The sequence below is a fragment of the Neobacillus niacini genome, from assembly GCF_048572935.1.
In the GTDB taxonomy this organism is placed as follows: Bacteria; Bacillota; Bacilli; order Bacillales; family Cytobacillaceae; genus Neobacillus; species Neobacillus niacini.
In genome coordinates this window covers 528,125-541,065 of the sequence record NZ_CP183883.1, presented here as the reverse complement: position 1 = coordinate 541,065, position 12,941 = coordinate 528,125, and the positions used below count along the sequence as shown (strand labels likewise).

At 42.0% G+C, this 12,941-nt stretch carries 7 protein-coding genes and 1 pseudogene; all 8 read left to right on the top strand.

Annotation, left to right across the window (positions count from 1 at the left end; all coding sequences use genetic code 11):
* Positions 1–20: 20 nt before the first annotated feature.
* The 8 genes and pseudogenes from ACN6MT_RS02410 (at position 21) to ACN6MT_RS02375 (ending at position 12,854) form a co-directional block, all read left to right on the top strand.
* On the top strand, positions 21–1,358 hold the full coding sequence (locus ACN6MT_RS02410) for a glycoside hydrolase family 30 protein (RefSeq protein ID WP_419954676.1): 1,338 nt from the start codon (positions 21–23) through the stop codon (positions 1,356–1,358).
* Between the two features lie 132 nt (positions 1,359–1,490).
* Positions 1,491–4,433, top strand: coding sequence for a carbohydrate binding domain-containing protein (locus ACN6MT_RS02405; RefSeq protein ID WP_419954675.1), 2,943 nt, complete (start codon positions 1,491–1,493; stop codon positions 4,431–4,433).
* Between the two features lie 115 nt (positions 4,434–4,548).
* Positions 4,549–5,545 (top strand): annotated as a pseudogene (gene mgrA, locus ACN6MT_RS02400) (L-glyceraldehyde 3-phosphate reductase).
* An 838-nt stretch (positions 5,546–6,383) separates the two neighbouring features.
* Positions 6,384–6,617: a KGG domain-containing protein gene (locus ACN6MT_RS02395; protein WP_419954674.1), complete on the top strand. Its 234-nt coding sequence runs from the start codon at positions 6,384–6,386 to the stop codon at positions 6,615–6,617.
* A gap of 583 nt (positions 6,618–7,200) precedes the next feature.
* Complete coding sequence (locus tag ACN6MT_RS02390) at positions 7,201–7,761, top strand: integrase (protein WP_419954673.1); 561 nt, start codon at positions 7,201–7,203, stop codon at positions 7,759–7,761.
* Positions 7,762–8,188: 427 nt separating this feature from the next.
* The gene (locus tag ACN6MT_RS02385) at positions 8,189–9,712 is read left to right on the top strand and encodes an NADH dehydrogenase subunit 5 (RefSeq protein ID WP_419954672.1); all 1,524 of its coding nucleotides are present in this window, start codon (positions 8,189–8,191) and stop codon (positions 9,710–9,712) included.
* Complete coding sequence (locus tag ACN6MT_RS02380; RefSeq protein WP_419954671.1) at positions 9,709–12,315, top strand: DUF2309 domain-containing protein; 2,607 nt, start codon at positions 9,709–9,711, stop codon at positions 12,313–12,315. The genes ACN6MT_RS02385 and ACN6MT_RS02380 overlap by 4 nt, the downstream gene beginning before the upstream one ends.
* Before the next feature lie 173 nt (positions 12,316–12,488).
* Positions 12,489–12,854 carry a DUF2294 domain-containing protein gene (locus ACN6MT_RS02375; RefSeq protein WP_419956366.1) on the top strand — a complete coding sequence of 122 codons (366 nt, stop codon included), beginning with the start codon at positions 12,489–12,491 and terminating at the stop codon, positions 12,852–12,854.
* Positions 12,855–12,941: the final 87 nt, after the last annotated feature.

Sequence of the window (12,941 nt, the reverse complement as noted above, 5' to 3'; positions counted from 1 at the left end):
TAGAACAGAGGTGCTGATACGTGAAATTAAAAGTAATCCAGACAGCGAAAAATACCGGGGACCGCTTTGCGGAGAAGGAGAATGTCTCGTTAACAAATGCAGCAAATGAACTAAATCCAGTGCTGATGCTTATGCCAGAAAAGAAGTATCAAACATTTATAGGATTTGGCGGAGCATTTACGGAGGCGGCTGCATACACACTTGCGCAAATTTCAGAAGAGGAGCGTCTCAGAGTAATAGATAGCTACTTTAACAAAGAGACAGGTTTAGGGTATAGCCTTGGCAGGACTCACATACACAGCTGTGATTTTGCTTTGGAGAACTATACCTATGTTGATGAAAATGATGTTGAACTAAAAACGTTTTCGATTGAGCGGGAGCAGAAATACGTCTTGCCGCTCATCAAGGATGCTGTAAAAGCAAGGGGAGAGGGACTGACTATTTTGTCCTCTCCCTGGAGCCCTCCTGCTTGGATGAAGACAAATAATGAGATGAACAATGGCGGGAAACTGAAGCCAGAGTTCTATGATACATGGGCTTTGTACTACACCAAATATATTAAAGCCATGGAATCAGAGGGAGTGCCGATATGGGGGATTACCGTCCAAAATGAGCCTGAAGCAACGCAGGTTTGGGATTCATGCAGATATACAGCGGAGGAAGAACGAGACTTCGTCAAAAATCATTTAGGGCCTGTTATGGAAAAGGAAGGCCTTGGTGATAAGAAAATCATCATCTGGGACCACAACAGGGATATTGCTTATGAACGGGCAAAGGCAATTTTGTCAGACACCGAGACTTCAAAATATATTTGGGGCACTGGACTCCACTGGTACGTATCAGAAGAATTTGAGAACTTGAGCAAAATTCATGAAGACTTCCCGGAGAAACACTTGATTTTTACTGAAGGATGTATTGAAGGCGGTGTCCAGCTGGGTGCCTGGCATACAGGGGAAAGGTATGCCAGGAACATAATGGGCGATATCAATAATTGGCTGGAAGGCTGGATTGACTGGAATATTGTCCTCAACGAACAGGGCGGCCCGAACCATGTAGGCAATTTTTGTGACGCACCAGTGATTGTTGACACTAAAACTGGTGAAGTCCATTACAACAGCTCGTATTACTATATTGGTCATTTCAGCAAATACATCAAGCCTAATGCAGTGAGAATTGGACATGAACTGAATCACGAATTTTTGAAGGCAGTTTCCTTCCAGAATGAAGATGGTTCCATTGTCGCAGTCGTCATGAATGTTGAAGGCAAGCCAGAGCCGTTCACGATTTCTGTCGGAGGACGGACTGCCAGAGACGAATTGCCAGAACATTCGATTACCACTTTCATTATCAAAAACTAGAAAGCTAAGATTATCCACCTCCTGGTCATAACAAAACGAGTTTTACTTAGAGAGTTTTTTTGAAAGGGGGTGGTTTTACCTAAGAAAAATCTAGTTTGATCTCTTGTAAAAAATAATGAAGGGGGAAAGGGAATGAAGAAGACTATGGCTATTTTATTAAGTGCTATGATGGTCATGCCTGGAGCTGGCTTTGCTGCTTCTAAAGGGCAGCCTGCTAATGAACTTGAAGCAGAAAATCTTAAAAACAAGCAGAATAAATCTGAGTGGTCACTTGTCTGGTCCGATGAGTTCAGTGGTTCCAAAATCGACCGCAGCAAATGGACCTATGATATAGGGAACTGGATCGTGGATGAGGACGGGAATGGAATCACTTCAGGCTGGGGGAACAACGAGAAAGAGTATTATACGGATTCTAGCGAAAACGCTTTTATCGACGACGGTAAGCTTGTGATAAAAGCGAAAAAAGAACAGGTTACGGATCCGTTCGGAACCTATGAATATACTTCCGCAAAACTGAAGTCAAAGGGCCTGTTCAGTAAAAAATACGGCCGCTATGAAATCAAGGCAAAACTCCCTGTTGGAAAGGGGCTTTGGCCAGCAATCTGGATGCTTCCTGAAGAAGATAAATATGGTTCCTGGGCCGCTTCAGGCGAGATCGACATTATGGAGGCATGGGGAAGCAAACCGAATACAGTGGCAGGGACAATCCATTATGGGGAAGGCTGGCCAAATAACAAGCACACCGGAAAAGAGTTTAAGCTTCCTGAGAAAAGGGGCATCGACAGCTGGCATACATACGCCCTGGAGTGGGAGCCTGGGGAGCTGCGCTGGTATGTGGATGGAGAACTCTATCAAACTCAGAATAAATGGTATTCAAAAGGAAAAGATAATGCAGCAAACTATTCCTATCCGGCCCCTTTTGACCAGGAATTCTATTTGGTCATGAACCTTGCTGTTGGCGGATGGTTTGACGGGGATCCAGATGAAACGACGAAATTTCCAAGTCAAATGGAAATAGATTATGTCAGGGTGTACGATCTGAAAAAACGTGATTACCGCGAGGCTGTTGAGCCACCAGCGGGGCCGGTGGTATTGCCTGCTGATGCTAAACAGCCGCTCGAGGACGGAAACCTGATTTATGATCAAAATTATCAAAATACAATTACGGATGTGGACCAGCCTGGTGAAGAGCTAAATCCTATGTATTGGAACTTTGTCCATTTACCGGAGTTTAGTGGAGGCGGCAGCCTATCTGTGGAAGGCATCAATGGCACTAATTTTGCGAGAACAGATATTACTAATCCCGGTTCTCAGCTTTATTCCCTGCAAATGATCCAGAACATTTCTCTTGGCAATGGCGGGAAGTATAAGGTCAGTTTTGATGCTAAAACAACAGCACCAAGGAATATCATGGTCAAGGTTGGTGCCGGAGCTTCACGAGGCTGGGTGAAATATTCGAATGAAGAGATGTTTAACCTGACGGACGAGCTCCAATCGTATGAATTCACCTTTGATATGTTAAACGACACGGATATTGAGTCAAGGCTCGAATTCAATCTTGGCGGGAACGGGACGACCCCAGTCTGGATAGGCAATGTAAGAGTCGAGGACATTACTGGAGCTCCTGTAGACGAAGACGCATCAAAACAGCCGCTTGCAAATGGAAATCATGTTTATAATGGAACGTTTGACCAAGGAGGTATGGATCGGTTGATGTTCTGGAATTTCTCAGTCGGTGATGCAGCTGCAACGGCATCTGTTTCTGAACAGACTCGAGAACTCCATGTGGCGATTGAAGATGGAGGCACTGAGGCCAATGCCATCCAGTTGAACCAAAAAGGAATCTATCTTGTTAAAGGAAATGACTATAAAGCTACATTTAAAGCAAGAGCTGACGAGGCAAGAACGATTCAAGCGGGCATTTTGAATAAGGATGGTTCTGTAAATTATTCAGGAATGCAAACAGTCGAGCTTACCTCCAGCATGGAAGAGAAGACATTCGAATTTACGATGGGAGAAGAAATTTCTGATTCGGAAGCTCAAATTGTCTTTAATCTTGGAGCAGGAACCGGTGATGTTTATTTAGATGATGTAATCCTGCTTAAAACCTCTAACATCCCGGATTATGGAAACACTGATTTGTATCCTTTGAAAAATGGTGATTTCACTCACGGTTTGTCATCTTGGGGAAATTATGTGCATTATGATGCCAGTGCCCAAATAATGGCGGAAAATGGGGAAATAAAAGTGGCAATCGGTAATGAAGGCAATGAAACATGGAGCGTCCTTTTGGAACAGGCAAATTTAAGCCTTTCTAAGGGAGTAGCCTATGAGCTCTCGTTTGCGGCTCGCTCAACAAAGGAGAGAGAAGCTGAGATTACGATTGAAAACGCCCAGTACACAAGATTTTTCAGTGAGGCAATAGTACTTAGTGATCAAATGCAGCTATACACCTATGAATTCAACATGCCTGTCGATGACATTGCATCCTTTAAAGTGCTTCTTGGTAAAAATGGCTTGTCGCCAATCGGCAGTCATGATGTATTCATTGATGATGTGGTGTTGAAAGTAAAGGATGCACCTGCCCAGCAGGAGCTCGGATCCACCCCTGGAATTGATAATGGAACATTTTCAGATGGAACAACTGAGTGGTCCTCATGGTGGGGAGACCAGTGGAGCGGTTATGGTGAAGGAACAATGACTGCTGAAAAGGAAGAATTGAAGGTAGCTATGTCTAGCATTGGCAATGCTTCTTATTCTCCGCAGGTTTATCAGAAGGGCTTGCTTTTTGAAAACGGCAGAAGCTATACAGTCGAGTTTGATGCAAGAGCAGATATGCCAAGGAAAATAAATGTCAATGTAGGGAAAGAGCTCACAGTTGACCCCTGGTTCATTAGCTATATGCCAATGAAAACAATTGATTTAACCACAGAAATGACCCGGTACAGCTTCACTTTTGTTATGAATGAAGAAACTTATGATGATGGAAAAATAGTATTTGAGCTTGGCAATATTTTAGATGGCAATGCTGCAACGAATATTTACCTTGATAATATCAGCATACAAAAAAATTAAGTTTTCAAGGGGGCAGAACAGCGGTTGAATTCTGTCTCTTTTCCCTTCCATCATGATAGCTGCTGCATATCCAGAAAAATCGAAAAAAAATAATGTTTATGGAGGTTACAAACAAATGACTTACATACCAAGCAACGACCGGTATGACTCTATGGTGTATAACCGATGTGGGAAATCAGGTTTGAAACTGCCGGCCATTTCTCTTGGATTATGGCATAACTTCGGTGGTGAAGAGTTATTCGAAAATGGCCGTGGACTAATTAGAAAGGCCTTTGACTTAGGGGATTACCCATTTCGATTTGGCCAACAATTATGGTCCGCCTCCGGGTTCTGCTGAAGAGAATTTTGGGACTATTCTTAGGAAGGATTTTTCAGGATATCGTGATGAAATGGTTATATCAACTAAAGCGGGCTATGGCATGTGGCCTGGTCCATATGGAGACTGGGGTTCAAGAAAGTATCTGGTATCCAGCCTCGATCAAAGTTTAAAAAGGATGGGACTTGATTATGTCGACATCTTTTACCATCACAGGCCAGATCCAGAAACTCCTTTAGAGGAAACGATGATGGCTCTAGACCATGTCGTCAGGCAGGGAAAAGCTCTTTATATAGGACTGTCCAATTATGGGGTAGAGGAAACCAGACAAGCTATAGGGATTTTAAAAGAACTGGGAACCCCCTTGCTGATCCATCAGCCTGCTTATTCAATGTTCAACCAATCGGTAGAAGATGGCCTTACCGATTTGCTGAAAGAAGAAGGAATTGGATCAATCGCATTTGTTCCATTGGCTCAAGGATTACTGACTAACCGATACTTGAATGGAATTCCCGAAGACTCTAGAGCGTTGAAGCCCAAAAGCTTCCTGAATGAAAGAGATGTTTCTGAAGAAGTTCTTCTAAAGGTAAGGCAATTAAATGAAATAGCAAAGGAACGGGGACAGTCACTTGCCCAGATGGCCCTTGCCTGGGTGCTCAGGGAACAGAAAATCACTTCAGCCTTAATCGGGGCAAGTAAGGTGAGCCAGATTGAAGAAAATGTTAATTCACTGAGTTGTTTAGAGTTTGGTAGAGAAGAACTGAAGATGATTGATGAAATTTTAACTGAACAATAGTTAGAACCCTATAATGAATAGACTTTTAGCTCCTTTATATTAGAGAAAGGGTCAGTCCCCCATCCTGCTAAAGTGCTAATGCAGCGGGGGACTGACCCACTAGTCTAAAACAAGTGAGGCTGGGACAAAACACTACTCTATTTTAATAATCAAGCAGTTAAGGTTGAAAAGGTAGATGACTATAACTAAACTTTCACAAACTACTTCTCAGATAGTGGAAAATGCACTTAACCATTTCTCCCAAAAAAAGTGGGCTAGATTACACTACTTATAAGTCAGCGTTTTATTACCTTAACGTTGTAGACTGTCAATTCCTGACACTATCCCTTTAGGAAAGATCCTATCCTTTTTCATGAATCTCCGTTTCAATCGCTTCTACATGCTCATCATTAAGCTTTTGTTTTGGATGAGGATGAAACCACTGGATTTCTCTTCATGAACAAACCCTAGGTAAATAATTTATATCTAGAAGCAATAACCATTTCCTATAAATAAAATTTAGGGAGTGGTTTTTTGTGTTGTTAAAGTTTGCGAATCAACATAACCCAAATGGCTTTAGCAATAAAAATTACTTTTTGGTAGAACTCTTAATTGAGGATCTTCTTTAGATGAGGAGGCTATGGTTGAAGAATAATAAAAGAACAGTGGACGAATTTTCAAAATCTCTATGGCGGATATAGTAATATATCATCTTTTAAGTAGGCTTTCTAACGTGGATAATCTACTTCAAAATCAGGTTGTTCTAATAGCAAATGAAAAAAATGATGTTTAATTTAATAGGGGGCGGGAATATAAGGAATGCAACTGAATTCTAGTAAAATTAAGGAGGAATTTTTCTATGGCTAAGAATACCAAGAACAATCGCAGTGAAGACAATAATGGTAACATGACTGTCGAAGAAGCGGGACGGAAAGGTGGAGAAGCCACCTCCTCAAACCATGATAGGGAGTTTTATGAAAGAATCGGGCGAAAAGGTGGAGAAGCTACCGCTGCAAACCATGACAGAGATTTTTATGAGGAGATTGGGCGCAAAGGCGGCGAAGCCCGTGCCAAACAACGTGACAATAATTAAATACGTGAACAACTCTCATCAAAGTTAATCCGACATATTATCCAAAAAGGTGCCCCATACATTATGGGGCGCCCTTTTGGCGTTGAGTGCTATTCTTAACGTATGTGCCCAATTGACAGTCGTATTGGCATGTTGAATAACCGGAGATTTTCCGGTTAAATTCAACATGGGGCTCGTATCGGGGAAGATAAGAGGAGGTTTTCCACTTATGCAAAGAAAAACCCCACATTTTTGAGTTTTTCAAGCCAATAGGCGGAATCTCTCCGTCTAAATAAGTCTTTTTTATCAATAATTTCCAAATAGACGGAATTATTCCGTCTATTTGTTTTCCGGCTGCTTAATCAAACCTTTCCCCCACCCAATAAGTGCGTACTCTTATAATCATAGATTAGGAACCCTTTTTTTCAAACAATAAAGAGGTTAATAGTTAGTATTACTTTTTAGCTAAGGAATTTATTTTGATATATAATCATATAGTTATAGGGAACTTCATTTGATAAAATTAGTGTATAGAAGGTTTCCACACTATTCAATTAGCGTAAAATCTTAATAGATAAATTAAATGAGAAAGCAAGGGGAAAAATTGAACAATAAGAGTGAAATAAACTGGATTGAGCAATTAATACAGTCTACTATAAGAGCAGTTGGAATAGAAATTGAACTGAAGCAAGAGCATACTGGGGTGAATATGAGCTATAATTTTATCCTTGATCATATAGGATTTGATGTTAAACGTATAGAAGAAGCAATAAAGGAAATGCAAACTCAAGTTTCACTCAAATCGTATATTAAAGCTTTCACCCTTCATGAGTTAGGGCATGCGTTGGACCGGAAGGCTTTATTGGATTCACTGACAAAAACGCTTGAATTTTACGAGATGAAAAAAAACCATACAATATCCGAACAATACAGTGATTACAATCTTCTTACAATGATAATCGAAGAGCATGAGATGAATATCGCGTTTGAAGAAACCGCTTGGGCAAATGCTGAAAAGTTGAATATGGAATACGGTATTGTTGACTGGGATAGCTTTGAAAAAGCAAAGAATCAGGGAATGGCAACTTATTTGAATTTATTTTCAAAAGATTTAATGATATATAACCAGCTTGTATCGGAGCAACCAACCGAACAAATTGCTTAATAAATAAGTAAGGTAGGACCAAGTTTTAACTTGACAGAATGTTTGATAAATAGTATCATTACCACCATAAATTAATTGTTTAATTGATCTCTTAATAAATAGATTACTTTAGCATGTAGTTAATATTTTCTATTGACTATATGAAAAAGTAAATCTATAACAAAGAGAACAACTGTAATTATATTTCCTTAATGGAAGAAAGAAAATTACATAATTAGGTAGACTATTAAAAGGCCTGATTGGGCCCGTTAAAAGTAAACCGACAATTTTCAAAGCTTAATGGATTTAATCATTATGCTTAAAAAATTGTCGGTTTTTTTGTTTTTAAAAAATAAAACAGAAAGGAATGTAGCGTAATGAAGGAAATCGGTCAAAGTCATATTTTCAGAATGATGTCTTCTTCCATACATTGGTGGGGGGAAGTAAAATGTTAATCTCTCTGCCAGAAATATTTTTCGGGTTGCTTGCCCTATCGGTGCTTAGCGGGCTATTCCTGTTATTCCCAAGGATCCCGTTGTCTTTTGTTCGGTTCCACGTCGGTATCACATTGCTGCCCCCGATCGCTGCCTTGCTGACCCTTGTTACGAACAATGAAACCATAATTTATGGCCCTTGGCGGTTTGATTCCTTATCATGGCTGCTGGCTTTGTTTGTCCTTACCATCGGTTTTATCGTGCAGCGCTATTCTGTTCGTTACTTACTCGGCGATCGTTCCTATCGAAAATATTTTGCTCTGCTGACTATAACTACTACTGCAGATTCAGGTGCCTGGCTAAGTAATGATCTTCGCCTGCTGTTGGTTTGCTGGGGGATTACACTCCTGGGACTGACTTTGCTTATAGGATTAAAAAAAGAGTGGAGTGTTGCTAGAAACGCAGCTAAGCAATCCGGCCGTCTGTTTGCACTAGGCTGGCTTATCCTGTTGGGAGCTGTCATCTGGATCACACAAACCACAGGGCATTGGCAGCTGTCGCTCATCCTTACCAAAAGCAGTCTTGCACAGCTTGATTCATGGGAAAGGACTTGTATAAACCTGCTGCTAATCCTGGCTGTCGTAATTCCGGCAGCACAATGGCCTTTCCAACGATGGCTGTTAGATTCAGTGGTGGCTCCAACGCCGGTCTCCGCGGTAATGCATGCGGGATTAGTGAATGCAGGCGGGATTATATTGACTCGATTTTCTCCGCTTTTTAGCGGAGATATAGCCCAAATTGTATTGCTTCTATTGGCCAGTGTTTCCGTCATGATAGGGACAGGAATTATGCTGGTCCACGTTGATTATAAACGGCAGCTGGTAGGGTCTACGATTGCACAGATGGGGTTCATGTTAATCCAATGTGCATTAGGTGCTTATTTGGCAGCCATTATCCATGCTGTCCTACATGGTCTATTCAAATCAACCCTTTTCTTACAAGCTGGCTCTGTGCTTCACCATCAAGAGGAGCCAACCTCCAGAACCAACCAGCCAACATCAATGTTATGGACAATTACTGGCGGGATTTTAGGTCTTCTGGTGGCAATTGGTCTTTGGATGTCTTCTCCTGGAGAGGGTTATCAATTGATAAGCGCTCTTACCTTAGGATGGTCCGTTTCATTTTCCTGGACCCAGCTCGTGGCTTTTGGATCTGGCCGTATCGGGCGCATAGCAGGATTTTCCTTGTTTGCAGGAGCGGCAATTGTATACAGTTTGGTACATGGTGCTTTTTATGGAGTGTTACAAGATACAATCCCGAAAGGAATTCAACCACCGGCACCAGCAGCCACTTTGCTGCTGATTATCTTATTGGCCGTAAGTGCTGCAGGTGTAAGGCTGGCTCGTCATCGTTCATCAACTGTCTATGCTCGCATTTATCTTTGGCTTGTACGATTGGGTGAGCCTCAAAATGATTTGGTCGAAAGTCATCCTAAGCATTTGACACAATCATTCTTTAGAGGAGGTCATTTACGATGAATACAACATTAGCAAAAACATTACATTGGGAAAAGCTGCCTGATACCCTCGATCTTAATGACTTGGTGAAATCCGCCAGCAGGGTCATTGTACCGCTCGGACCTATTAACACATTTGCAGCACGCAACCCCTGGTCAGGCTTAGAGGGACAACCGTTTGAAAAAATGGTACGCTGGCTCAAAGATACTTGTGATGTAGATATCTATCCCAATGATTCCTTATTTCAGTCTGCACTGGAGCGAGGAGAGATTCATCAAGTCTTTTTAGAAAAGGGAATTCAACATTGGCTAAACTCACAGTCTTTGGAGTTGCCGAGTGAGGTCGCAGAGGGGTTTTGCCGGGCTGCACTTTTACAGAATCAACCATATTCAAATACTTTGGAAGCACCTGAGTTAAAAAGCATCGCAAGAAAACTTAACCGTTTTACATCCCAAATGATAGAAAAACATTCGGTCAAAACCTATAGTCAGCGCTTGGAGCAACTGGGAAGGGTGAATGCAGCACACGAGTTAAACCGCCATATGATCAAGTGGTGTAAATTGTTTTTGGATAAATCCCAGGCTGTCTGGTCGATGCCTCATAGGGAGAAAGGTTTCTATCATGCATGGCGGAAACTAGTCCAGCATGACCCGGCACTTAGCCGTAACGTACGTAAACAATTAAGTGAGCTGCCGGTAGAAGCAGACGCTGCCATAATGGAAGTTTTGCTTAGGCTGGAAATTCCTTTTTCAGAATTCCAGGACTATTTTGAAGCACATTTCCTTGCTTTGCCAGGCTGGGGGGGAATGATGCTTTGGCGCTCACAGCAATCAGCCGAAGAAACATCACTCCTATTTGACTATTTAGCTGTACGAATTTTGATGGAATGGGCTTTAGTACAACCCTGTCTTCCCTTTCCTGAAAAAAGAAATCATAAAGTAAATCTAGAACCATTAATTGCAGCTTGGGCGGAATGGGGGAACCTGCCAATCAATGGTTGGTTACAGTTATCCTCAACAGAAATAAAGGCACGTTTGGCCCTTGCGTATCGTTTTGATAAGATTCTACGCAATCGGCTGTTGCTCGAAGCATGGGAAAAAACATTTGAAGAACAATTAAAGACGATGATTACATCCCAACAGTCTGCTTCAGCTGAAGAAAATGTAAAGCCGGCACTCGCTCAATTTGTATTTTGTATTGATGTGCGTTCAGAGCCTTTTCGCCGCAAACTTGAAAAAGCAGGAGATTTTGAGACCTTGGGAACAGCAGGCTTTTTCGGTTTGCCAATTGAAACCTGCGAGCTTGGCAGTAATCACACGCATAACTCTTTGCCAGTAATGTTTAAACCGCAATACAAAGTAAACGAGTTTTCACCAGATGTTGAATCCTTTCAACAACGGCATCAGGTAGTCAATACGCTCGGTTATACATTTAAAACAATGAAAAATAATATGGTTTCCAGTATGGCACTTCCGGAAATTAGTGGTCCCTGGCTCAGCCTGCAAACGCTAGCCCGCAGCTTTATGCCTCGGAGTGCAGGCCGGACATTAAGTAAATTGCTCGATACATGGCTGCATAAACCATCCACGGAACTCTCACTTGACTATACGCAAAAATCGGAAACAGATCTGCCAATTGGATTTTCCGTGAAAGAAAAAGTACACTTTGTACGGCAAGCACTAAAAATGATGGGACTTACCGATCAATTTGCACCACTAGTGGTTATTTGCGGACATGGAAGTCACAGTACGAACAATCCATATCGTTCCGCACTTGACTGTGGTGCATGCGGGGGAGCATCAAGCGGATTTAATGCGCGGGTGCTGGCAGCTTTGTGTAATCTTCCCGATGTACGGAAGAGCCTCGAAACAGATGGAATTATCATTCCAAAAGATACCGTTTTTGCAGCTGCCGAGCATATTACCACACTCGATGAATTACGCTGGCTTTATGTTCCGGAACTATCCGTTGAAGCAAAGGAAGTATTTAAACGTATCCAAGCCGAGTTGCCAAAGGTGAGTGAGAAAGCCAGTGCCGAGCGAATTTCGCAATTGCCAAATCTCGGAACCCATCTCAAGAATCCGAAGGCAGAAGCGCAGCGCCTTTCAGAAGATTGGAGTGAGGTCCGTCCGGAATGGGGCTTGGCACGTAACGCTGCGTTTATCATTGGGGAACGCCGGCTGACCCAAGACTGCAATCTGAGAGGAAGAGTTTTTCTTAACAATTATAACTGGAAGAAGGATAAAAACGGTGCTATTCTCGCCAACATCATTTCAGGGCCGGCAACGGTCACTCAATGGATTAACCTGCAATATTATGCATCTACTGTTGCCCCTCATTATTATGGCAGCGGGAATAAAATAACCCAAACTGTGACAGCCGGTCTCGGGGTCATGCAGGGGAATGCCAGTGACTTATTATCCGGACTTCCCTGGCAGTCTGTTATGAAATCAGATGAAGATGCCTATCATGAGCCACTGCGTTTGCTGGTGGTTATCCAAGCACCGAGGGGCTATGTGAAACGGATGCTGGACCACGATCATGCCTTTCATCAAAAGGTGAAAAACGGATGGATTCGGCTTGCGTCCATTGATCCGGAAGGACGCTGGGAGAGTTGGTCTTAGCATCTTCCCCAGTTTATATATATGACCTTGTGTGAAGGCTGCTTTTTTTTCGGCGCTTTTGCAGCAATGGTACAAAGCTTACGTCACATGGGCGGAAAAGATTTTTTTTGAATATTATAGGGAGTATTTGGCTATCTATGAATGTAACGTTGATAAAAGGAAAAGGAATCGGGATGGAAAAAACAAAAGGAACAATTGAAGCGGAAATAAGCAAAGCTTTAACACATTGGGAGAAAAGTTATCTTGGACGAGGCTCCGTATCTGTTAAATCGGACATCTTACGGGATATGGTGATTGTAGTACTCCGCGGTATACTAACTGCTGCTGAATATACGGTATGTCAGGATAAAGAAGGATTGTTATCAGTAAAAGTACATCGCAACAGTTTAGTGGAGTCCGGTCTGGATGATTTAAAAGAAATTATCTTAACGATAACAGGGGAAGAAGTAGTAAGTTTTTACACCGATATTAGTACACAAACTGGAGAACGAGTAATGGTCTTTAAGCTTTCCAGTGATCTGCAAAGCAAATTATGTTAAAAACAAAAGGATATGTTCGGACTCGCGCATTTTTTATATAAGAAAGAGTCAGCAAACTTATTTGGAACAAAATTCAAAACATTTATG

Bases quoted from the DNA above. Each gene is read 5' to 3' on its own strand.
- ACN6MT_RS02405 (WP_419954675.1), top strand. From the start codon at position 1,491: ATGAAGAAGACTATGGCTATTTTATTAAGTGCTATGATGGTCATGCCT.
- ACN6MT_RS02395 (WP_419954674.1), top strand. From the start codon at position 6,384: ATGGCTAAGAATACCAAGAACAATCGCAGTGAAGACAATAATGGTAAC.
- ACN6MT_RS02385 (WP_419954672.1), top strand. From the start codon at position 8,189: ATGTTAATCTCTCTGCCAGAAATATTTTTCGGGTTGCTTGCCCTATCG.
- ACN6MT_RS02380 (WP_419954671.1), top strand. From the start codon at position 9,709: ATGAATACAACATTAGCAAAAACATTACATTGGGAAAAGCTGCCTGAT.
- ACN6MT_RS02375 (WP_419956366.1), top strand. From the start codon at position 12,489: ATGGAAAAAACAAAAGGAACAATTGAAGCGGAAATAAGCAAAGCTTTA.